The organism is Streptomyces sp. ATexAB-D23 (genome assembly GCF_000373645.1).
Taxonomy (GTDB): Bacteria; Actinomycetota; Actinomycetes; order Streptomycetales; family Streptomycetaceae; genus Streptomyces; species Streptomyces castrisilvae.
Window position 1 is genome coordinate 94,586 of record NZ_KB892079.1, and the last position, 20,597, is coordinate 115,182.

Sequence of the window (20,597 nt, forward strand, 5' to 3'; positions counted from 1 at the left end):
TCACCGGGCACGGCCCACCACGGAACGGAAGGAAGGCGGCGGCTATGGCCAAGGAGACGGACGGGGGCGGCACCCCCGTCCCCCAGCGGCTGCTGGCCGCCGCCACCCGGCTCTTCGCCGAGCAGGGCTACGACCGCACATCGGTCCAGGAGATCGTGGAGGCGGCCGGCGTCACCAAGGGGGCGCTGTACCACTACTTCGGCTCCAAGGAGGACCTGCTCCAGGAGGTGTACGCCCGGGTGCTGCGCCTCCAGCAGGAGCGCCTGGACGCCTTCGCGAACGCCGAGGCGCCCATCGAGCAGCGGTTGCGCGACGCGGCGGCCGACGTGGTCGTCACCACCATCGAGAACCTGGACGACGCGTCGATCTTCTTCCGCTCCATGCACCACCTGAGCCCGGAGAAGAACAAGCAGGTACGGGGCGAGCGGCGCCGCTACCACGAGCGCTTCCGCGCCCTGGTCGAGGAGGGCCAGCGCAGCGGTGTGTTCTCCACGGCCACCCCGGCGGACCTGATCGTCGACTACCACTTCGGCTCGGTCCACCACCTGTCGACCTGGTACCGCCCGGACGGCCCCCTCACCCCGCAGGAGGTCGCCGACCACCTGGCCGACCTGCTGCTCCGCGCGCTCAGGCCGTAGCGACGCCCCCTGCGGTCAGCCGCCCGAGCAGCGCCTTCGCCGCCGGGTTGCGCGGCCGGGGCGCCCGGCCCACCAGCAGCACCGTCCGGCCCGGTTCCGGCTGCCGGACGGCCACGCACGGCAGCCCGGCGTCCTCGCCGATCCGGCGCGGCACGATCGCGACGCCGATGCCCGCCCGCACGAGGTCCACGAGCAGCCGGATCTGGGTGACGTCACAGGTGATCCGGCGCTCCAGACCGCAGTGCGCGGCCAGCCGCCGCACCGCGGTCTCCAGGCCCGTGCCCGCCCGGAAGTCCACGAATGGCTCATCGGCGAGATCCCGGATCAGAGCCCGCCCGGCCGTCGCCAGCCGGTGTCCGGGGGCGGTGATCAGCACCAGGTCCTCCCGCCAGGAGGCGAACGCCGTGATGTCCTCGGGCAGTGCGGCGTTGTCCGGCGCCAGATAGGCGAGGTCCAGCTCACCGGCGCGCACCCCCGCCACCAGCTCCGGCGTCGTCGCCTCCCGCAGCGAGATCTGCACCCCGGGCCACAAGCGGTGGAACGCCGCCAGCTCGGCGGCCAGGTCCACGCAGGTCAGCGTCTGGATCGTGCCGATCCGTACCCGCCCGGTGGCCAGCCCCGACACCGCGGCCACCGCGTCGCGCGCGGCGTCCGTACCCGCCAGCACCGTCCGCGCCGACGGGATCAGCGCCCGCCCCGCCTCCGTCAGCACCACCCGGCGGCCGGTGCGCTCGAACAGATCGGCGCCCAGTTCCCGTTCGAGATTGCGGACGGACGTGCTCAGCGCGGACTGCACGATCAGCTCGGCGCGGGCGGCCGCGGTGAAGCTGCCGTGCGTGATCACCGCCATGAAGTGGCGGAGCTGGCGTATCTCCATGCATCTACGTTATCGATGGCCATCAGCGAATCCATCTGTTGGACCGGGTCCGCGACCGGGGTGAAGCTGGATTCATGGCGCACATCCAGAGCTCCACCCGCATCCCCGTCCTGTGGACCGCGGCCTACGGCCCCCGCCGCCCCCGCCCTGTCCGCGCCCTCGCCCGCTCGCTGCTCAGGGTCCGGGCCTTCGCCCGTGACCTGGCCCTCGCCGATCACGTACCGTCGGGCGGCTATTGACGACACCGGGGCGGCCCTCGCCTTCGGGTGGGAGGCCCGCCTCTGCCGGGGCCTCCCCGCCTTCCGCCCGGCCCCTACAGGTACTGCTTGATCTCCCGCCGGGCCAGCGACCGCTGGTGCACCTCGTCCGGGCCGTCCGCCAGGCGCAGCGTCCGGGCCGACGCCCACAGCTCGGCCAGCGGGAAGTCCTGGCCGACCCCGCCCGCGCCGTGCAGCTGCACCGCCTGGTCGAGGATGGCGACGACGGCGCGCGGGGTGGCGATCTTGATGGACTGGATCTCGGTGTGCGCGCCCCGGTTGCCGACCGTGTCCATCAGCCAGGCCGTCTTCAGCACCAGCAGCCGCAGCTGTTCGACGGTGACCCGGGCGTCCGCGATCCAGTTCTGCACGACGCCCTGCTGGGCGAGCGGCTTGCCGAAGGCGGTACGGGAGACCGCGCGCCGGCACATCAGCTCGATCGCGCGCTCCGCCATGCCGATGAGCCGCATGCAGTGGTGGATGCGGCCGGGGCCCAGCCGGGCCTGGGCGATGGCGAAGCCGCCGCCCTCCTCGCCGATCAGGTTCGACGCCGGCACCCGCACGTGGTCGAAGACGACCTCCGCGTGGCCGCCGTGCCAGTGGTCCTCGTAGCCGTACACCTGCATGGCGCGCTTCACTGTGAGGCCCGGGGTGTCGCGGGGGACGAGGATCTGCGACTGCTGGCGGCGGATGTCCGCGCCGTCCGGGTCGGTCTTGCCCATCACGATGAAGATCGCGCAGTCCGGGTTCATCGCCCCGGAGATGTACCACTTGCGCCCGTTGATGACGTAGTCACCGCCGTCGCGGGTGATCCGGGTCTCGATGTTGGTCGCGTCCGAGGAGGCGACCTCCGGCTCCGTCATCGCGAACGCGGAGCGGATCTCGCCGGCCAGCAGCGGTTCCAGCCACCGCTTCTTCTGCTCGTCCGTGCCGAACTCGGCCAGCACCTCCATGTTCCCGGTGTCCGGCGCGCCGCAGTTCGTCGCGGTCGGCGCCAGGCGCGGGGAGCGGCCCAGGATCTCCGCCAGCGGGGCGTACTGGAGGTTGGTCAGCCCGGCGCCGTGCCCGGTGCCCGGCAGGAAGAGGTTCCACAGGCCCTGCCTGCGGGCCTCCGCCTTCAGGTCCTCCACCACCTGCGGGGTCTGCCACGGCGATGCCAGCTCGGCGCGCTGCTCGTCAGCGACCGCCTCGGCCGGGTAGACGTGCTCGTCCATGAAGGCGAGCAGCCGGGCGCGCAGCTCCTCGGTCCGGGCGTCGAATGCGAAGTCCATGGGGTGGGTCAGCCTTCCTGGAGGGTGGTGAGGCCGTGCTCGATGAAGACGGGGACGAGGTCGCCGATGCGGTCGAAGCCGCTGCCGACGGTCTGGCCCAGGGTGTAGCGGTAGTGGATGCCCTCCAGGATCACGGCGAGCTTGAACCAGGCGAACGCCGTGTACCAGGAGATGGCGGAGGTGTCGCGGCCGGACCGGGCGGCGTAGCGCTCGATCAGCTCGGCGGGGGAGGGGTGGCCGGCCGCGCCGCTGGTGGTGGAGACGGGTGACTCGGGCAGGCCCAGGTCGGAGCTGTACATCACCAGCAGGCCGAGATCGGTCAGCGGGTCGCCGAGCGTCGACATCTCCCAGTCCAGGACGGCCTTGATCTCGTCGTCGGCGCCGATCAGGGCGTTGTCCAGGCGGTAGTCGCCGTGCACCACGGTGGGCGCGGGGGACACGGGCAGCTCCCGGCCGAGCGCCGCGTGCAGCGCGTCGATGCCGGGCAGCTCGCGGTTGCGCGAGGCGTCCAGCTGCTTGCCCCAGCGGCGCAGCTGCCGGTCGAGGAAGCCGTCGGGGCGCCCGAAGTCGCCGAGTCCCACGGAGCGCGGGTCCACGGCGTGCAGTTCCACCAGGGTGTCGACCAGGGCGAGCACCGCGGCCCGGGTGCGCTCGGGACCGAGCGGGGCCAGCTGCTCCGCCGTGCGGTACGGGGTGCCCTCGACGTACTCCATGACGTAGAACGGCGAGCCGATGACGCTCTCGTCCTCGCACAGCAGCACCGGCTCCGGGACCGGGACGGCCGTCGGGTGCAGGGCGCTGATCACCCGGTGCTCGCGCTTCATGTCGTGCGCGGTGGCCAGCACATGCCCCAGCGGCGGCCGGCGGACGACCCAGCGGCCGGTGCCGTCGGTGACGACGTACGTCAGGTTCGACCGGCCGCCCTCCACGATCCGGGCGTCGAGCGGTCCGTTCACCAGCCCCGGACGCTCGCGGTCGAGATGCCCGCGCAACCGGTCGAGGTCGAGACCTGGCGGGTGGACGTGGCTCATCGTGCGTACCTCCGGACTGGGTGAACGGTCGGTCTTATGATGCCGACCAGTCGGTATGTCGTCCAGTGAACTCCCGTAACCGGATGCGCGAACTCCGGTCGCCGCGGCTGACGCGCCTCTGGTGCTCGATCGCGTCCCTGAATAGAGTTCACGTATGGATACGACGTTGCTGATCGACGAAGTCCGGCTCACCCCGATCCTGATAGCCGACCCGCCCCTCCTCAACACCCAGGGCGTCCATCAGCCGTACACCCCCAGGCTGGTCGTGGAGGTCGTCACCCGGGGCGGGGTGACCGGCGTCGGGGAGACCTACGGCGACGGCACCTACCTCGCGCTCGCGGCCCCCCTCGCCGCGGCCCTGCGCGGACGGCCGGTCAGCGATGTGAACGGGCTGTTCGCCCTGGCCGACGAGGTGTGCGGAGATTCACGGGCGGCCGGCGAGCGGGCCGCCGGCGAGCGGGTGGACGCGGGCGGGCTGCGCGGCGTCCAGACCTCCGACAAGCTCCGCCTCTCGGTGGTCTCCGGCTTCGAGGTGGCCTGCCTGGACGCGCTCGGCAAGACCCTCGGCCTGCCGGTGCACGCGCTGCTCGGCGGCAAGGTCCGCGACCGCGTCGAGTACAGCGCGTACCTCTTCTACCGCTGGGCCGCCCACCCGGACGGCGGCGAGCGCGACGACTGGGGCGCGGCCCTCGACCCGGCCGGAGTCGTCGCCCAGGCCCGGCGCTTCGCCCGCGCGTACGGCTTCTCCTCCTTCAAGCTCAAGGGCGGCGTCTTCCCGCCCGACCAGGAGATCGCGGCCGTCCGCGCGCTCGCCGAGGCGTTCCCCGGCCGGCCGCTGCGCCTGGACCCCAACGGCGCCTGGTCCGTGGAGACCTCGCTGTACGTCGCCGAGCAGCTGAAGGGCGTACTGGAATACCTGGAGGACCCGGCGAGCGGCACCGGGCCGATGGCCGCCGTCGCGGCGGGCACCGACGTGCCGCTGGCCACGAACATGTGCGTCACGACCCTCGCCGAGATCCCGGAGGCGTTCGCGCGGGACGCCGTACAGGTCGTCCTCTCCGACCACCACTACTGGGGCGGGCTGCACCGCACCCGTGAGCTGGCCGGGATCTGCCGCACCTTCGGCGTCGGGCTCTCGATGCACTCCAACACCCATCTCGGGATCAGCCTCGCCGCCATGACGCACGTCGCGGCCACCGTCCCCAACCTCGACTACGCCTGCGACAGCCACTACCCCTGGCAGAGCGAGGACGTCATCACCACCCGCCATGTCTTCGAGGACGGCCACCTCACCGTCCGCGACGCCCCCGGCCTCGGTGTCGAACTCGACCGGGACCGGCTGGCCGCGCTGCACCGCCGCTGGCTCGACGACGACGGCACGATGCGCGAGCGCGACGACGCCGCCGCCATGCGCAGGGCCGAGCCGGGGTGGGCCAGGCCGCCGATCCCGCGCTGGTGACGGCCCCGGCTGAGTTGCGGACGCCCCGGCCCGCCTTGAGGGTCGAACCATGAAGGCGATCAGCTACAGCAGCTTCGGCGATGCCGGCGTCCTGGAGTACGGAGAGCGGCCCGACCCCAAGGTCGGCCCCGACACCGTCCTGGTGAAGGTGCGGGCCGCCGCGGTCAACCCGGTCGACCGGCAGGCCAGGGAAGGCAACCTGGACGGTCTCCTCGACACCGTCTTTCCGGTCATCCCCGGCTGGGACGTCTCCGGGGTCGTCGTGCAGCCCGGGGCCGCCGTGGACGAGTTCGCGGTCGGTGACGAGGTCATCGGCTATGTGCGGGAGGACTTCCTGAGCCGGGGGACCTTCGCCGAATACGTCGCGGCGCCCGTGCGCACCCTCGCCCGCAAACCGCTGAGCCTCAGCTTCGAGGAGGCGGCCGGCCTGCCCCTGGCCGGTCTCACCGCCTACCAGGTGCTCCACCGCACCCTGCGCGTCCGCGAGGGCGACACCGTCCTCGTCCACGCGGCGGCCGGCGGCGTCGGCTCGCTCGCCGTACAGCTGGCCCGGCACGCCGGCTGCCGGGTCATCGGGACCGCCAGTGAACGCAACCACGAGCACCTGCGCACCCTCGGCGCACAACCCGTGGAGTACGGCGACGGGCTCGCGGAGCGGTTGCGGGCCCTGGCACCCGACGGGATCGACGCCGCGTTCGACACCGTGGGCGGCGAGGCCCTGCGCGTATCCGCCGAGACGCTCGCCCCCGACGGACGGCTGGCCTCGATCGTGGACACCGAGGTGTTCTCCTACGGCGGCCGGTACGCGTTCGTCCGGCCCGACGCCCAGGACCTGGCACACCTGGCGGAGCTGGCCGAACAGGGCATCGTCTCGGTCCACGTCGACCGGGTCTTCCCGCTGGCCGAGACGGCCGAGGCCCACCGGCTGAATGCCGAGGGGCGCACCCGCGGAAAGATCGTCGTCACCGTGGACTGGGACACGCCGGAAGGCTGACCGCCCCGCCGGCCGCCCGTCAGAACAGCGTGGCCGCCGCGAACACCGCCAGCGCGATCGTGCAGGCGGCGGCCGTCACCGCGCCCGCGGCCTCCAGCGGGCGCGGCCGTGCGCCGCTCATGGCCTGCACCCGGCGGTTGGCGACCCACAGGAACCCCAGCCAGGCCGGCACACTCAGCGCCAGGGCGAGAATCCCGGCGCCCGTCGCTCCGCCGTGCAGCGCCTGCTTGCCGGCCAGCAGCGCCGCCACCGTGCAGGACAGCGTCGTACGCCGCCACGCCAGCCGGGTCCGCTCCGGCTGGAGACCCGGGTCGCGCTCCCCGGCGGTCACCGGCCCTCCCAGCCGAAGAGGACCACCACCACCATCGCCACCGCCACCACCGCGACCGCGAGGCTCAGCAGCGTCGGGAACCGGGAGACCGGCAGATCCTCGCCGCGCCGCATCGCCCGCTCGCACCGTACCCAGTGGTTGACGGCCCGCAGCGCACACAGCACCCCGGCCGCCAGCAGGGCCAGCGCCAGGCCGGCGCGCACCCCCCAGGACAGCCCCGGCAGGAACTGGTCGACCGCGAAACCCCCGCCGATCAGCGCCAGAGCCGTCCGTATCCAGGCGAGGAAGGTCCGCTCGTTGGCGAGCGAGAAGCGGTAGTCGGGGGTGTCGCCCTCGTCGCGGATGCGCTGCGGTGCGAACCACAGCCGCAGACTCTGTACGAATTCGTTCACGAGTGGACCCTATCCGCCAACTTCTCGCACACTCCCGAACCGTTCAGGACACCTCCCGCTCCCGGAACGCCCGCAGCCGCCGGTAGCAGTCGAGGCCGTCCGGCACCCACAGCCAGTCGTCGAGCCGCCCCTCCAGCTCCTCCTCGTCCAGGAAGGTGTGCCAGGCGACCTCCTCCACCTGCGGCCGCACCGGCAGCTCGCACCGGACCCGGTAGACGGACGACCACCAGGTGTGCCGGCCGCCCTCGTAGAGGAACTTGAACAGCGGCTCCGGGCGGGGCAGCCCCGAGACGCCCAGCTCCTCCTCGGCCTCCCGCAGTGCCGCCTCGTCGTAGCTCTCCCCGGCGCCGACCACCCCGCCGACGAACATGTCGTAGTGGGAGGGGAAGACCAGCTTGGTGGCGGTCCTGCGGTGCACGAAGATCCGGCCTTCGGCGTCCCGGGCCTCGATGAAGACGCACCGGTGGCGCAGCCCCCGGGCCGTCGCCTCGCCGCGCGGGGCCCGCCCCACGACCACGTCGTTCTCGTCGACGATGTCCAGGATCTCGTCAGAAGGTGTCATGCCCGCCATCCAACCGCAGACCCCCGGCGCCCCTGCGCCCCGTCCGCTCAGCGCGGCTGGAGGCTCTGCGAGCGGCGCCCGCCCACCGGCCCCTCGGGCATCGCCGGATGCAGCCCCAGCAGCACGATCCCGGTCACGATCGCCGCGAGCCCCACGGCCTGCCAGGCCAGCGCGCCCGTATCGGTCCGCACCTGGTCGCCCATGAACCCGATCCCGCAGGCGATCCCGGCCAGCGGCTGGGCCGCCGTCAGAGCGGGCAGCGACATCCGCAGCGGGCCCGTCTCGAACGCGCTCTGCACCAGCAACAGCCCCGTCACCCCGAGCACGATCACCGCGTAGGGCTGCCAGGCCGTCACCAGGCCGGCCCAGCCCGCGTCCGACAGACGCTGCCCGCTGACCCGGGTCAGCGCGTCCTGGAGTCCGTAGAGCAGTCCGGCCGCCACCGCGAGCAGCGCGGGGGAAGCGGTGGACCGGGCGCGCTTGGCGAAGGCGGTGAGCAGCAGGGCCAGGCCCGCCACCACACCCACCACCAGCCAGTGTCGCAGGGGGCTGGACACCGCCTGGCCGCCCCTCGGCTCGCCCGCCAGCAGGAACGCGGCGACCCCGCCGGCCAGCAGCCAGAGCCCCGCCCAGCCCTGCCGGCCCAGCCGCTGGCCGGTGCGGTGCCGGGACAGGGTCATCGCGAAGAGCAGATTGGTGGCCAGGAGCGGTTCCACGAGGGAGACCTCGCCCTTGCCCAGGGCCAGGGCGCCCAGCACCATGCCGCAGACCATCAGACCGATACCGGCCAGCCAGCTGCGCACCTTCATCAGGTCGAGCAGCAGCCGGAACGTCAGGTAGTCGCGCTTGGGCGCGTGGGCGGCGGCGGCCTGCTGGAGCACGAAGCCGAAGCCCAGGCAGCAGGCGGCAGCCACGGCGAGCACGAGGACCAGCACCGACACGCTTCTCCACCCCACGTCAGGCCGGAAGAGGGTGATGTGGTTCGACGATAGCGCCTGGATACGGCCGGTGCGGCGGCAGCGCGGCCGACCGGGGCGGTTGACGCGGGGACGGGCGGTGCCCAAGATCTGACGCACGAGTAACTTCGGTGGGTCCGGTCACGCACCCTCGGCCCCGACAAGGATGGAAGCCATGGCGTACGACGCTGATGTGATCGTGATCGGGGCAGGGCTCGCGGGGCTCGTCGCCACCGCGGAACTCGTGGACGCGGGGCGTTCGGTCATCCTGCTCGACCAGGAGCCCGAGCAGTCGCTCGGCGGCCAGGCGCACTGGTCCTTCGGCGGCCTCTTCTTCGTCGACTCGCCCGAACAGCGCCGGCTGCGGATCAAGGACAGCCCGGAACTGGCCCTCCAGGACTGGATGGGCACGGCCGGTTTCGACCGCGAGGAGGACCACTGGCCGCGCAAGTGGGCCGAGGCGTACGTCGACTTCGCCGCCGGCGAGAAGCGTGCCTGGCTGCGCGCGCAGGGCCTGCGGCTCTTCCCCGTCGTCGGCTGGGCGGAACGCGGCGGCTACGACGCGACCGGCCACGGCAACTCCGTCCCCCGCTTCCACATCACCTGGGGCACCGGACCCGGTGTCGTCGCCCCCTTCGAGCGCCGGGTGCGCGAGGGCGTCGCCAAGGGCCTCGTCACCTTCCGCTTCCGCCACCGCGTCACCGGCCTCGCCCGCACCGGGGGCGCCATCGACACGGTGACCGGCGAGGTGCTGGAGCCGAGCGCCGCCCCGCGCGGAACCGCCAGCGGCCGGGAGAGCGCCGGCACCTTCGAGCTGCGGGCCCAGGCGGTGATCGTCACCTCCGGCGGCATCGGCGGCAACCACGACCTCGTACGCGAGCAGTGGCCCGAACGGCTCGGCACCCCGCCGGCCAAGATGCTCTCCGGGGTCCCCGCGCACGTCGACGGGCTGATGCTCGGCATCGCCGAGGAGGCGGGCGCCCACCACATCAATCGCGACCGGATGTGGCACTACACCGAGGGCATCGAGAACTGGAACCCGATCTGGGACAAGCACGCCATCCGCATCCTGCCCGGCCCCTCGTCGCTCTGGCTGGACGCGCGCGGCAAGCGGCTGCCCGTCCCCCTCTTCCCCGGCTTCGACACGCTGGGCACCCTCGAACACATCATGCGCACCGGCCACGAGTACACCTGGTTCGTGCTGGACCGGAAGATCATCGGGAAGGAGTTCGCGCTCTCGGGCTCCGAGCAGAACCCCGATCTGACCGGCAAGTCCATCCGCGACGTGATCGGGCGGGCCCGCGCGGACGTGCCGGGCCCCGTCCAGGCGTTCATGGACAACGGCGCGGACTTCGTCGTGGAGAAGGACCTCGGCGCCCTCGTGCGCGGCATGAACGCGCTCACCGGGGACGGACTCATCGACGAGGACGAACTGCGCCGCGAGATCACCGCCCGCGACCGGGAGATCGCCAACCCCTTCACCAAGGACCTCCAGGTCACCGCGGTCCGCGGCGCCCGCAGCTACCTCGGCGACCGGCTGATCCGCACCGCGGCGCCGCACCGCATCCTCGACCCCGCGGCCGGTCCGCTGATCGCCGTCCGGCTGAACATCCTGACCCGCAAGTCGCTCGGCGGCCTGGAGACGGATCTGTCCTCACGCGTCCTGACCGCGGACGGCACCCCGCTCGCCGGGGTGTACGCGGCGGGGGAGGCGGCCGGCTTCGGCGGCGGCGGGGTGCACGGCTACCGGTCGCTGGAGGGCACCTTCCTCGGCGGCTGCATATTCTCCGGCCGCGCCGCGGGCCGCGCGGCCGCGAAGGCCGTCGGCTAGGGCCTGTCCGGCGGCCCGTTCGCGGGCCTGCGAACGGGCGTTCCGCGGCCCGCGCGCGTCCGTCCGGTGGGGTTCCTGGCCCCGGACCGTGGTGAGACGCCGGATGCGGGCATGGGAAGAAGATGCCAGGAGTAGCCGAACCCGTCATCAACCTCGTCCGGCGCACCACCGAGCCCGTGGCGGCGCAGACCCTGCGCTCCACGGGCGCGGCGGTGATCGCCTATGCCGTGGCGACCGCGACGCTGAGCGAACCGGCACCGCTGACCGCGCCGCTCACCGCGCTGCTCGTCGTCCAGGTGACCCTCTACGCCACCGTCAACATGTCCGTCAAGCGTGTGACCGCCGTGATCGTCGGCGTCCTCATCGCGAGCGGCTTCAGCTCCCTGGTCGGCCTGTCCTGGTGGAGCCTGGGGCTGACCATCTTCACGGCGCTGATCATCGGCAGACTGGTCCGGGTCGACGAATTCGTTCCCGAGGTGGCGATCAGCGCCATGCTCGTCCTCGGCGTCACCTCGGTGGCCGCGAGAACGAACATGGCGTGGGAGCGCGTGTTCGAGACGCTGATCGGCGCCGGTGTGGGCCTGCTGTTCAACCTGCTGTTCGCCCCGCCCGTCTGGGTGCAGACGGCCGGGACCTCCATCGACGGACTGGCCCGCGAGATGGGGCAGATGTTCCGCGACCTCGGCAGCGACCTCGCCCGCCCGGTCACCGTCCCGGAGGCGGCCGACCGGCTGCACCGGGCCCGCCGCCTCGACCACGACATCGTGGAGGTGGACGCCTCGCTGCGGCAGGCCGAGGAGAGCCTCATGCTCAACCCGAGGGTGCGGCAGGGGCTGCTGCACCGCGTGGTGCTGCGCACAGGTCTGGACACGCTGGAGATCTGCGCGGTCGTCGTCCGGGTGCTGTCCAGGACGCTGACCGACCTGGCCAAGGACCGGGTCGACGAACCGCTCTTCCCGGCCGAGGTCGCCGCCCACATCACGGAACTGTTCGAACAGATGGCGGGGGCCATCGAGAGCTTCTCGCTGCTCATCACCACCCCGGTGGCCGCCAGCGCGGAGGAGGCCGAGGACCGGCTCACCGAAGCGCTCACCACCAGCCGGGAGACCCGCGACCGGGTGGCGGACATGCTGCTGGCCGCGGTCCAGGAGCACCCCAGGAAGTGGCAGCTGCACGGGGCGCTGCTCGCCGAGGTGGACCGCATCCTGGACGAGCTGGACATCGAGAAGCGCGCCGAGCGCCTGGGCCAGGAGCTGGACCGCCGCTCGGCCGACCTGCACGAACGCCATCCCCGGCTGCTCACGATCCGCCGCCGGCTGGGCCTGGTCAAGCACGTGGACCGGGAGGGGGCCGAGAACGGCGCGCGGTGAGGCCCGCCGGGCCGGGCTCGGGCCGGGCCGGCTCAGGCCCGCCGGGCCGGCTCAGGCCCGGTCGCCGTCGGGGCCGAGGCGTTCGACGACCCGGAACCGTTCGGCGACGATCATGGTCTCGTCGTCCACGGTGAACTCCGGGTCGCCGAGCGCCTCGCGCATCTCGTCGCTGTGCCAGAAGCGCTCGTGGCCGGCCCGCCACTCGGCGACCGACGCGTAGCCCTCGCCCTCGTCCAGCGCGTGCTGGAGGTCGACGTCGGCGAGCCGCAGCACGCGGACCTCGGTCACTTCGAGCACCGCGGTCTCCTTGCCGTCCGAGTCGATGAGGGCGGAACGCTCACCGACCGGAGGCAGCTCCTCGTTCTCGGTCTCGTACTCCAGGAGCAGGCCCGAGGTCGATACCTTCCGGCCGTCCAGGACCGCGGCGACCAGCTGGTCGCGCAGCGGCCCGGGGAAGGCGAGGAGGCAGGGCTTGAGCGCTTCGCGGTTCTCCATGGCGCAAGTCTGGCATCCACCGCGGCGGACGCCGGACTCGCGGGCGCCGTCCGGCCGGAGCACCCGGCCGGACGGCCCCGGCTACAGCACCAGCGACAGCAGCAGGATGAAGACCAGCGAGGCGACGGAGATGATGGTCTCCATCACCGACCAGGTCTTCACCGTCTGGCCGACGTCCATGCCGAAGTACTCCTTCACCAGCCAGAAACCGGCGTCGTTGACATGGCTGAAGAAGAGCGAGCCGGCACCGACGGCGAGGACCAGCAGCGCCGCGTGCGAGGTCGACATGTCGGCCGCCAGCGGGGCGACCAGACCGGCCGCCGAGATGGTCGCCACGGTCGCCGAACCGGTCGCGAGCCGGATCGCCACGGCGATCAGCCAGCCCAGCAGCAGCGCGGGGATCGACCAGTTCTCCGAGAAGTCGAGGATCATCTCGCCCACCCCGGCGTCGATCAGCGTCTGCTTGAAGCCGCCGCCCGCGCCCACGATGAGCAGCACACCGGCGATCGGGGCGAGGGACTTCTCCACCGTGGTGGAGAGCCGCGCCCGGGTGAACCCGGCGGCCCGGCCCAGCGTGAACATGCCGACGAGCACGGCCGCGAGCAGCGCGATCAGCGGCGAGCCGATGACGTCGGTGACCTTCTGGAGCCCCTGCTCGGGGTCGTCCACCACAATGTCGACAAGTGCCTTGATCAGCATCAGGACGACGGGCAGCAGGATCGTCGCGAGGGTCGCGCCGAAGCCGGGCCGGCGGTCCAGGTCCTCGGAGGGGCGCTGCGGGATCATCTTCTCCGGTGCCTGGATGTCCACCCAGCGGGCGGCGTAGCGGGAGAAGACCGGGCCGGCCAGGATCACCGTCGGGATCGCGACGACCACGCCGAGGGCCAGCGTGACGCCGAGGTTGGCGTCGAGCGCGTCGATCGCGACCAGCGGGCCGGGGTGCGGCGGGATGAGCCCGTGCATCACGGACAGGCCGGCCAGGGCGGGGATGCCGATGCGCATCAGGGAGTAGTTGCCGCGCTTGGCGACGAGCAGCACCACCGGGATCAGCAGGACGATCCCGACCTCGAAGAACAGCGGCAGGCCGATGATCGAGGCGATGAGGACCATCGCCCACGGCATGGCCCGCTTGCCCGTACGCGCCAGGATCGTGTCCACGATCTGGTCGGCGCCGCCCGAGTCCGCCAGCAGCTTGCCCAGGATCGCGCCGAGCGCGATGAGGACGCCGACGCCGGCGACGGTCGAGCCGAGGCCCGCGGTGAAGCTGGCTATCGTCTTCGCCGGCGCGGCGCCGGCGAACGAACCGAGCGCCAGCGAGCCGATGGTGAGCGCGAGGAACGCGTGCATCTTGAGCTTGGTGATGAGCAGGACGATGACGGCGATGCCCGCCAGGACGGCGATGCCCAACTGCGCGTTGCCGGCCGAGGTGATCGGTTCGACGGCGTCCGCTGCCAGCGTCTCGACGCTGAGACTGGTCACGGTGGTGATCCTCAGTTCTTGAGCCGGCGCAGCGCGGCGACGGCTCGCTGGGTGATTTCTTCGGGGGTGCCGCAGACGTCCACGGCGACGCCTGCCTCGTCGTCCTCCAGGGGCTGGAGGGTGGCGAACTGCGAGTCGAGGAGGGCGGTCGGCATGAAGTGGCCCTTGCGGCCCGCCATCCGCTCCTCGATCAGGGACCGGTCGCCGGTCAGATGCAGGAAGACGGCACCCGGGGCCCCGGCGCGCAGCCGGTCGCGGTAGGCGCGCTTGAGGGCCGAGCTGCTGACGACCCCGCCGAGCCCCGCCCGGCCGTGCGCCCACTGCCCGATCGCGTCCAGCCACGGCCACCGGTCCGCGTCGTCCAGCGGGGTGCCGGCCGACATCTTGGCGATGTTCGCGGGGGGATGGAAGTCGTCGCCCTCGGCGTAGGGAACTCCCAGTGCGGCGGCGAGCAGGGGACCGATCGTGGTCTTGCCGGTCCCTGCGACGCCCATCACCACGACGACGTGGGGGGTACTCATTACGGTGCCTCGCTGTCTCTTCGATGTCTCCCTCGACATCGGTTCGTCGCGCTACTGAAACGCATACGTACGACTTATTCAAGATGCTGTGATGTAAACGTCGTACTTTTATGTGCCGGAGGGTCCCCCGTACCCTGGGGCCATGACCACACCTGCCCCGGGGCTCCATACGCATGTGCTGGACACCCTGGGCAAGGAGATCGCCGCGGGTGAGCACCGGCCGGGCCAGGTCCTGCGTACGGACGAACTCGCGCGTCGCTTCGACGTCTCGCGCACCGTCGTCCGGGAAGTGATCCGGGTCCTGGAGTCCATGCACCTGGTCGAGTCCCGCCGCCGGGTCGGCGTGACCGTACGGCCGGCCGAGGCGTGGAACGTGTACGACCCCCAGGTCATCCGCTGGCGGCTGGCCGGCGCCGACCGACCCCGCCAGCTGCGCTCCCTGACCGTCCTGCGCTCGGCGATCGAACCGGTCGCCGCCTCGCTCGCCGCCCGCAACGCCACCCCCGAGCAGTGCGCCGAGCTGACCGAACGCGCCCTCGGCATGGTCGCCACCTCACGCGGCCAGCAGCTGGAGGGCTACCTCGCCCACGACATCGCCTTCCACCGCGTCGTCCTCAACGCCTCCGGCAACGAGATGTTCGCGCGCCTGGGCGACGTGGTCGCCGAGGTCCTGGCCGGCCGCACCCACCACCAGGTGATGTTCGAGGACCCCGACCCGGCCGCCGTCACCCTGCACGTCCGGCTCGCCGAAGCCGTGCGCGGGGGCGACGCGGCCGAAGCGGAGCGGCTGACGAAGGAGATCGCGGTCGGCGCCCTGCACGAGCTGGACGTTCTCGCGCCCTGAGGCCGGCCGGGCCCCCGCACGGCGTACCGTTGCCCGTGATCGATCCCGGACGAATCCGGGAGGACCGGTCTCAGCGAAGAGTCGGGAAAAGGGAGTCCACGGGAATGCCGCAGCACGTACAAGGGGTCATCGCACCGGGAAAGAACGAACCGGTACGCGTCGAGACGATCGTCATTCCGGACCCCGGCCCCGGTGAGGCCGTGGTCAGGATCCAGGCGTGCGGCGTCTGCCACACCGACCTGCACTACAAGCAGGGCGGCATCAACGACGAGTTCCCCTTCCTCCTCGGCCACGAGGCCGCGGGCGTCGTGGAGTCCGTCGGCGACGGGGTCACCGACGTGGCGCCGGGCGACTTCGTGATCCTCAACTGGCGTGCCGTGTGCGGCCAGTGCCGCGCCTGTCTGCGCGGGCGCCCCTGGTACTGCTTCGACACGCACAACGCGAAGCAGAGGATGACCCTCCTCGACGGGACCGAACTCTCCCCGGCCCTCGGCATCGGCGCCTTCGCCGAGAAGACCCTCGTCGCCGCCGGCCAGTGCACCAAGGTCGACCCCGAGGTCTCCCCGGCCGTCGCCGGACTCCTCGGCTGCGGCGTCATGGCGGGCATCGGCGCCGCCATCAACACCGGCCAGGTCGGCCGCGGCGACTCGGTCGCCGTCATCGGCTGCGGCGGCGTCGGCGACGCGGCGGTCGCGGGCGCCCGGCTGGCCGGCGCGGCGAAGATCATCGCCGTGGACATCGACGACCGCAAGCTGGAGACGGCGAAGTCGATGGGCGCCACCCACACCGTCAACTCCCGCTCCACCGACCCGGTCGAGGCCATCCGCGAGCTGACCGGCGGCAACGGCGCCGATGTCGTCATCGAGGCCGTCGGCCGCCCGGAGACGTACAAGCAGGCCTTCTACGCCCGCGACCTCGCCGGCACCGTCGTCCTGGTCGGCGTCCCCACCCCCGAGATGCAGCTCGAACTCCCGCTGCTCGACGTCTTCGGCCGCGGCGGCTCGCTCAAGTCCTCCTGGTACGGCGACTGCCTGCCCTCCCGCGACTTCCCGATGCTGATCGACCTCCACCAGCAGGGCCGCCTCGACCTCGCCGCGTTCGTCACGGAGACCATCGGCCTCGGCGACATCGAGCAGGCCTTCGGCCGGATGCACGACGGCGATGTCCTGCGCTCGGTGGTGGTCCTCTGATGGCCGCCCGCATCGACCACCTCGTCACCTCCGGCACCTTCGCCCTCGACGGCGGCGAGTGGGATGTCGACAACAACGTCTGGATCGTCGGCGACGACACCGAGGCCGTCGTCATCGACGCCGCCCACGACGCCGCCGCCATCGAGGACGCGCTCGGCGGGCGCAGGCTGCGCGCCATCATCTGCACCCACGCGCACAACGACCACATCGACGCCGCCCCCGCGCTCGCCGACGCCACCGGAGCGCCGATCCTGCTGCACCCCGACGACCTGCCGCTGTGGAAGCGGACCCACCCCGACCGGGCGCCCGACGGCGAACTGGCCGACGGCCAGGAGATCACCGTCGCGGGCACCACGCTCACCGTCCTGCACACCCCGGGACACGCCCCCGGCGCGGTCTGCCTGTACGCCCCGGGGCTCGCCACCGTCTTCACCGGTGACACGCTCTTCCAGGGCGGGCCCGGCGCCACCGGCCGGTCCTTCTCGTCCTTCCCGGTGATCGTCGACTCGATCAGGGACCGGCTGCTCACCCTGGACCCGGAGACCGCCGTCCGCACCGGACACGGCGACTCCACCACCATCGGCGCCGAGGCCCCGCACCTGGACGAGTGGATCGCCCGCGGCCACTGACCGCCCGGCCGCTCAGCCCTCCGGCCACGCGGAGAGCCGCAGCCCGCTCTCGAAGCGGTGCGGCTCTCCCGTGACCGGATCGGTGAACTCCAGCACCCGGGCCAGCAGTTGCAGCGGACGCGAGAAGTCGCCCGGCGCGGCGTCCGGCCGCAGCACGGGGTAGACCGGGTCATGGACGAGCGGCACGCCCAGGCCGTTCATATGGACCCGCAGCTGGTGCGTGCGCCCGGTGGCGGGCAGCAGCCGGTAGCGGCCGAGACCCGCCCGGTGCGCCAGCAGCTCGATCCGGCTCTCGCTGTTCGGCTCGCCCGCCTCCTCGCGGGCGGCGATCACCCCGCGCTCCTTCACGATGCGGCTGCGCACGGTGCGCGGCAGGACGAGACCGGGGTCGTACGGGGCCACCGCCTCGTACTCCTTGCGCACCAGCCGGTCCCGGAACAGCGTCTGGTACGCGCCCCGCTCCCCGGGCCGCACCACGCACAGCACCAGCCCGGCGGTCAGCCGGTCCAGCCGGTGCGCGGGCTGGAGCAGCGGCAGGTCCAGCTCGCGGCGGAGCCGGGCCACGGCCGTCTCGGTGATGTGCCGGCCGCGCGGGGTCGTCGCCAGGAAGTGCGGCTTGTCCGCGACGACCAGGTGCTCGTCCCGGTACACCACCGCGACCGGGAACGGCACCGGCTCCTCGGGCGCGAAGTCCCGGTGGAACCACAGGTGGCGGCCCGCCGCGTACGGCTCGTCGCCGGACACCGGGCCCGCCGTCGACACGATCCGGCCCCCGTCGAGCAGCGCATCCACCCGGTCCGCGCCGATCGCCCCGGCGAACCGGTCCAGCAGATGGTCGCGGACCGTCGCCCACCGCCCGTCCGGGTCTTCGGGGAGCCGCACCCGGACCGGGTCGACGCCGTCGCGCTGGGGGAGCGGCGAAGGCGGCGGCTTCGCCCGGCCCCTCACCCGGGGCCCCCGCCCGGCACCGGCAAGCTGGTTGTTCTCATGGTGCCGGGCATCATTTCACGGCCGTACGGGCCTCAGGACTCGGCGTCCCTCAGCTGCTGCGGGCCGCAGCCGATCCGCTCGGACTCCGCCGCCACATAGTCCGCCAGCAGGTCACTGGTGAACGTGAAACGGCTGCCCTTGCCCACCGGGCGCAGCTGCTCCACGATCAGCATCACGGGACCGGTCTGGCAGACCGCCCTGTACACGGCCCGGTTCGCGCCGACCTTGCCGTAGCCCCCGGTGCCCCTGACGACCGCGCCGGAGCGCAGCGAGTCCCAGCCGAAGATCTCCGAGAGCGCCGGGTCCACCACCGTCGTCAGCCGCACGGAGGACTCCCGGGAGCTGGTCCCCGCCTCGCAGACCCGGGCAGGGCCGCCCTCGCCGCCGACGCGCACCTGCCTCAGTTCCTCGCGGTAGGCCTGGGGAAGGGTCAGGCCCTTGATCCCGCAGAAGGCGGACGCCTTGGTTCCGTCCCATTGCACCGGCGCGGGCAGGGTGCGCGGCTCCTGGTACGTGCCGGTGCAGCCGAACGACTTGATGACACCGTTGGCCGCGTCCAGGAGGGCGCCGGTCAGGGCGTTGCGGTCCTTCAGGGTGTACTCGGAGGAGACCTCGAAGCCCGCCCGGCCCATGCCGATGTCCACCACTGTGGGCCCGGTGAACTCCTCGCGCCCCGTGCAGGCCTGCGGAAGCGCGATCCAGGCGCGCGAGGCGGACACCATGCCGGGCAGCCCGTCGCCGAGCCGGACCATGTCGGCGGCGAGGAACTCGCTGGGCCAGCGCTGCGAGTCGGTGCCCCGCAGGCCGTCCAGCCGGCGCACGTTCAGCGTCACCTGGCGGCGGGCCCGGTCGCCCTCGTAACTCGTGATGCGGCACTGGCCGTACGCCCCGCCGTCGCCCATCGGGTCGGTCTGCAGCGCCTGCTCGTCGACCTCGGTCCTGCGGTCGCCGAACAGCGACTTCATGGAGCCGTCCCCGAGCGAGTCCCAGCAGGGCGCGGGCCCGAGCAGCGGCAGCGTGTCCGTGCGCCAGGCCACCGCACCGGCCCCCACGAGCGCCCCGGCCACGGCGGCGGCGGTGACCGCGCGGACGGTACGGCTGCGCAGCAGACGGCGGACGAACGAGGGCCGAGGGCCCTCCGGTCCGGGGGCGCCGGGGTCCTCGGCTACGGCGGGGCTCCCGGGGGCGGCGGGGTCCTCGGGGGCGGCGGGGCTCCCGGGGGCGGCGGGGTCCTCGGGGGCGGCGGGGTCCTCGGGGGCGGCCCCCGGCGCCACGGCCCCGTCCTGGGCGTCCGTCACGGGCTTGTCCTCGCTCTCCCCCTCGGGGCCCTGTCCCTCGTGCGTCTCCTCGTTCACGCGTCCTCACCGCTCCCGCTCTTGTCCCCGCACCCGATGCGCTTGCTCACGGAGTCGACGAAGCTGTCGAACACCCGCCGGTCGTCGGGCCGGCCCCGGCCCTTGAGGCCCGTCTCCACATGCCCGTAGAACACCGTCGGCCGGCCGTCGCAGCGCAGCCGCACCAGGCCCTGGGCGGAGCCCTCGGGCAGGCCCCGGAACAGATCGGCCATCCGGGGCCGGTTCGTCATCACGTACTGCGCGGACGGCTCGTCGGGCATCCGCAGCGTCTTCCACACCACCGAACACGTCTGGAGCCCGTCGGTGACCGCGCCCACCTGCTGGTAGTAGCGCGAGCCCTCACCGAAGTCGAAGGTCACCCCCGGAATCCGGCACAGCGGGCTTGCGGCCCGCTCGTCGCGCTCGGCCACCGTCACCATCGGCGAGCTGGTGCGCAGAGGCTGTGCGGATGCACATCCCGCCTTCTCCATACCGGTGTTGGCGGCGTCGAGCAGCATCCGGCCGACAGCCGGACGGGTGCCGATCGAGAAGGGCATGGCGACCTTGCCGAGGTGGCCGTCGCCCGTGCTCTCGCTGCGGATCGTCACCACGGTCGCCGCGCCGCCCTCGTCGCACTTCGACGGCAGCACCAGCATCGCCCGGTCGGCCGCGACCAGACCGTCGAGTCCGTCCGGCAGGGGGGAGGCCGAACCGTGGAAGAAGTGGGCCAGCCAGTCCCGGCGGTCCTTGGCGGCGGCGGGGACCGGGCCGTACTCCAGGGTCACCGACTCCTTGAAGGTCAGCGGCTCGTCGGAGTCGTCGTCCTCGATCTCGGAGGTCACGTACACCGTGCACGTACCCCGCGGGTGGGCGGCCGAGGGTGCCGCCGACTCGGTCGACGCGCGCTTGGACCCCGACTTGCCGAGCGCGTCGTCGCCGAGGAAGGACGCACCGCTGTTCTGCTCCCAGGCCCCCCAGCAGTAACTGTCGCGGAAGGGCCAACTGTCCGTCGCCCACAGGCCGATGCCGGTCGCGAGCACCGCGCCGGCCACCACCCCGGCGACGATCGTGGTCCGCCGCCTGCGGCCGCTGCCCATCACATTCCCCCTTGCGAAAGCGAAGATCGCACAAAACGCCGATGCTACG

22 protein-coding genes are annotated in these 20,597 nt (G+C 72.6%); 9 read left to right on the top strand and 13 right to left on the bottom strand.

Annotation, left to right across the window (positions count from 1 at the left end):
* Positions 1–44: 44 nt before the first annotated feature.
* The gene (locus B082_RS0133165) at positions 45–638 is read left to right on the top strand and encodes a TetR/AcrR family transcriptional regulator (RefSeq protein WP_018556082.1); all 594 of its coding nucleotides are present in this window, start codon (positions 45–47) and stop codon (positions 636–638) included.
* Here the strand turns inward: B082_RS0133165 and B082_RS0133170 are convergent.
* Complete coding sequence (locus B082_RS0133170) at positions 628–1,515, bottom strand: LysR family transcriptional regulator (protein WP_018556083.1); 888 nt, start codon at positions 1,513–1,515, stop codon at positions 628–630. The two genes, B082_RS0133165 and B082_RS0133170, sit on opposite strands and share 11 nt — an antisense overlap.
* Positions 1,516–1,589: 74 nt before the next feature.
* Here B082_RS0133170 and B082_RS39675 point away from each other — a divergent pair, with 74 nt between their 5' ends.
* Positions 1,590–1,754 carry a hypothetical protein gene (locus B082_RS39675; RefSeq protein ID WP_018556084.1) on the top strand — a complete coding sequence of 55 codons (165 nt, stop codon included), beginning with the start codon at positions 1,590–1,592 and terminating at the stop codon, positions 1,752–1,754.
* A 74-nt stretch (positions 1,755–1,828) separates the two neighbouring features.
* Here the strand turns inward: B082_RS39675 and B082_RS0133180 are convergent, their stop codons facing one another.
* Positions 1,829–3,043, bottom strand: coding sequence for an acyl-CoA dehydrogenase family protein (locus tag B082_RS0133180; RefSeq protein WP_018556085.1), 1,215 nt, complete (start codon positions 3,041–3,043; stop codon positions 1,829–1,831).
* 8 nt (positions 3,044–3,051) lie between these two features.
* Positions 3,052–4,074: a phosphotransferase family protein gene (locus B082_RS0133185; RefSeq protein WP_018556086.1), complete on the bottom strand. Its 1,023-nt coding sequence runs from the start codon at positions 4,072–4,074 to the stop codon at positions 3,052–3,054.
* 154 nt (positions 4,075–4,228) lie between these two features.
* Here B082_RS0133185 and B082_RS0133190 point away from each other — a divergent pair, with 154 nt between their 5' ends.
* A complete protein-coding gene (locus tag B082_RS0133190) occupies positions 4,229–5,533 on the top strand; it encodes a glucarate dehydratase family protein (RefSeq protein ID WP_026250441.1) in 1,305 nt (434 codons plus the stop codon).
* Positions 5,534–5,582: 49 nt separating this feature from the next.
* Entirely contained in the window at positions 5,583–6,527 is a 945-nt protein-coding gene (locus B082_RS0133195) for an NADP-dependent oxidoreductase (RefSeq protein ID WP_018556088.1), read from the top strand.
* A gap of 19 nt (positions 6,528–6,546) precedes the next feature.
* On the opposite strand, the gene B082_RS0133200 is transcribed toward B082_RS0133195, so the two are convergent.
* Genes B082_RS0133200 through B082_RS0133215 form a run of 4 tightly spaced genes read right to left on the bottom strand, consistent with a single transcriptional unit; the run spans position 6,547 to position 8,753 of the window.
* Positions 6,547–6,858, bottom strand: coding sequence for a DUF202 domain-containing protein (locus B082_RS0133200; RefSeq protein WP_018556089.1), 312 nt, complete (start codon positions 6,856–6,858; stop codon positions 6,547–6,549).
* Positions 6,855–7,250, bottom strand: a complete 396-nt coding sequence (locus B082_RS0133205) for a YidH family protein (RefSeq protein WP_018556090.1) — start codon at positions 7,248–7,250, stop codon at positions 6,855–6,857. The genes B082_RS0133200 and B082_RS0133205 overlap by 4 nt, the downstream gene beginning before the upstream one ends.
* A gap of 43 nt (positions 7,251–7,293) precedes the next feature.
* Entirely contained in the window at positions 7,294–7,812 is a 519-nt protein-coding gene (locus B082_RS0133210; protein WP_026250442.1) for an NUDIX domain-containing protein, read from the bottom strand.
* 47 nt (positions 7,813–7,859) lie between these two features.
* Positions 7,860–8,753, bottom strand: a complete 894-nt coding sequence (locus tag B082_RS0133215; RefSeq protein ID WP_018556092.1) for a DMT family transporter — start codon at positions 8,751–8,753, stop codon at positions 7,860–7,862.
* 190 nt (positions 8,754–8,943) lie between these two features.
* On the opposite strand from B082_RS0133215, the gene B082_RS0133220 reads away from it, so the two are divergent.
* Together B082_RS0133220 and B082_RS0133225 are read left to right on the top strand one after the other, a co-directional pair.
* Positions 8,944–10,599 carry an FAD-binding dehydrogenase gene (locus tag B082_RS0133220; RefSeq protein WP_018556093.1) on the top strand — a complete coding sequence of 552 codons (1,656 nt, stop codon included), beginning with the start codon at positions 8,944–8,946 and terminating at the stop codon, positions 10,597–10,599.
* A gap of 122 nt (positions 10,600–10,721) precedes the next feature.
* Positions 10,722–11,969, top strand: a complete 1,248-nt coding sequence (locus B082_RS0133225; RefSeq protein ID WP_018556094.1) for an FUSC family protein — start codon at positions 10,722–10,724, stop codon at positions 11,967–11,969.
* A gap of 51 nt (positions 11,970–12,020) precedes the next feature.
* On the opposite strand, the gene B082_RS0133230 is transcribed toward B082_RS0133225, so the two are convergent.
* The 3 genes from B082_RS0133230 to B082_RS0133240 form a co-directional block, all read right to left on the bottom strand.
* Entirely contained in the window at positions 12,021–12,464 is a 444-nt protein-coding gene (locus tag B082_RS0133230; RefSeq protein ID WP_018556095.1) for an ASCH domain-containing protein, read from the bottom strand.
* Between the two features lie 81 nt (positions 12,465–12,545).
* Positions 12,546–13,943 carry a GntP family permease gene (locus B082_RS0133235; RefSeq protein WP_018556096.1) on the bottom strand — a complete coding sequence of 466 codons (1,398 nt, stop codon included), beginning with the start codon at positions 13,941–13,943 and terminating at the stop codon, positions 12,546–12,548.
* An 11-nt stretch (positions 13,944–13,954) separates the two neighbouring features.
* Entirely contained in the window at positions 13,955–14,464 is a 510-nt protein-coding gene (locus B082_RS0133240; protein WP_018556097.1) for a gluconokinase, read from the bottom strand.
* A 142-nt stretch (positions 14,465–14,606) separates the two neighbouring features.
* Between B082_RS0133240 and B082_RS0133245 the strand changes: the two genes are divergently transcribed.
* From B082_RS0133245 to B082_RS0133255, 3 genes are all read left to right on the top strand, one after another.
* Positions 14,607–15,308 carry a FadR/GntR family transcriptional regulator gene (locus B082_RS0133245; protein WP_026250443.1) on the top strand — a complete coding sequence of 234 codons (702 nt, stop codon included), beginning with the start codon at positions 14,607–14,609 and terminating at the stop codon, positions 15,306–15,308.
* A gap of 104 nt (positions 15,309–15,412) precedes the next feature.
* Entirely contained in the window at positions 15,413–16,498 is a 1,086-nt protein-coding gene (locus B082_RS0133250; protein ID WP_018556099.1) for an S-(hydroxymethyl)mycothiol dehydrogenase, read from the top strand.
* On the top strand, positions 16,498–17,127 hold the full coding sequence (locus B082_RS0133255) for an MBL fold metallo-hydrolase (RefSeq protein WP_018556100.1): 630 nt from the start codon (positions 16,498–16,500) through the stop codon (positions 17,125–17,127). The genes B082_RS0133250 and B082_RS0133255 overlap by 1 nt, the downstream gene beginning before the upstream one ends.
* Positions 17,128–17,139: 12 nt before the next feature.
* Here B082_RS0133255 and B082_RS0133260 read toward each other — a convergent pair whose 3' ends face one another.
* The 3 genes from B082_RS0133260 to B082_RS0133270 form a co-directional block, all read right to left on the bottom strand.
* Positions 17,140–18,075, bottom strand: coding sequence for a pseudouridine synthase (locus B082_RS0133260; RefSeq protein ID WP_018556101.1), 936 nt, complete (start codon positions 18,073–18,075; stop codon positions 17,140–17,142).
* 74 nt (positions 18,076–18,149) lie between these two features.
* Positions 18,150–19,472 (bottom strand): hypothetical protein, encoded by a 1,323-nt coding sequence (locus B082_RS0133265; protein ID WP_018556102.1) that lies wholly within the window; start codon positions 19,470–19,472, stop codon positions 18,150–18,152.
* Positions 19,469–20,548 (bottom strand): hypothetical protein, encoded by a 1,080-nt coding sequence (locus B082_RS0133270; protein WP_018556103.1) that lies wholly within the window; start codon positions 20,546–20,548, stop codon positions 19,469–19,471. The genes B082_RS0133265 and B082_RS0133270 overlap by 4 nt, the downstream gene beginning before the upstream one ends.
* Positions 20,549–20,597 lie beyond the last annotated feature (49 nt).

Bases quoted from the DNA above. Each gene is read 5' to 3' on its own strand.
- B082_RS0133165 (WP_018556082.1), top strand. From the start codon at position 45: ATGGCCAAGGAGACGGACGGGGGCGGCACCCCCGTCCCCCAGCGGCTG.
- B082_RS0133170 (WP_018556083.1), bottom strand. From the start codon at position 1,515: ATGGAGATACGCCAGCTCCGCCACTTCATGGCGGTGATCACGCACGGC.
- B082_RS39675 (WP_018556084.1), top strand. From the start codon at position 1,590: ATGGCGCACATCCAGAGCTCCACCCGCATCCCCGTCCTGTGGACCGCG.
- B082_RS0133180 (WP_018556085.1), bottom strand. From the start codon at position 3,043: ATGGACTTCGCATTCGACGCCCGGACCGAGGAGCTGCGCGCCCGGCTG.
- B082_RS0133185 (WP_018556086.1), bottom strand. From the start codon at position 4,074: ATGAGCCACGTCCACCCGCCAGGTCTCGACCTCGACCGGTTGCGCGGG.
- B082_RS0133190 (WP_026250441.1), top strand. From the start codon at position 4,229: ATGGATACGACGTTGCTGATCGACGAAGTCCGGCTCACCCCGATCCTG.
- B082_RS0133195 (WP_018556088.1), top strand. From the start codon at position 5,583: ATGAAGGCGATCAGCTACAGCAGCTTCGGCGATGCCGGCGTCCTGGAG.
- B082_RS0133210 (WP_026250442.1), bottom strand. From the start codon at position 7,812: ATGACACCTTCTGACGAGATCCTGGACATCGTCGACGAGAACGACGTG.
- B082_RS0133220 (WP_018556093.1), top strand. From the start codon at position 8,944: ATGGCGTACGACGCTGATGTGATCGTGATCGGGGCAGGGCTCGCGGGG.
- B082_RS0133225 (WP_018556094.1), top strand. From the start codon at position 10,722: ATGCCAGGAGTAGCCGAACCCGTCATCAACCTCGTCCGGCGCACCACC.
- B082_RS0133230 (WP_018556095.1), bottom strand. From the start codon at position 12,464: ATGGAGAACCGCGAAGCGCTCAAGCCCTGCCTCCTCGCCTTCCCCGGG.
- B082_RS0133240 (WP_018556097.1), bottom strand. From the start codon at position 14,464: ATGAGTACCCCCCACGTCGTCGTGGTGATGGGCGTCGCAGGGACCGGC.
- B082_RS0133245 (WP_026250443.1), top strand. From the start codon at position 14,607: ATGACCACACCTGCCCCGGGGCTCCATACGCATGTGCTGGACACCCTG.
- B082_RS0133250 (WP_018556099.1), top strand. From the start codon at position 15,413: ATGCCGCAGCACGTACAAGGGGTCATCGCACCGGGAAAGAACGAACCG.
- B082_RS0133255 (WP_018556100.1), top strand. From the start codon at position 16,498: ATGGCCGCCCGCATCGACCACCTCGTCACCTCCGGCACCTTCGCCCTC.
- B082_RS0133270 (WP_018556103.1), bottom strand. From the start codon at position 20,548: ATGGGCAGCGGCCGCAGGCGGCGGACCACGATCGTCGCCGGGGTGGTG.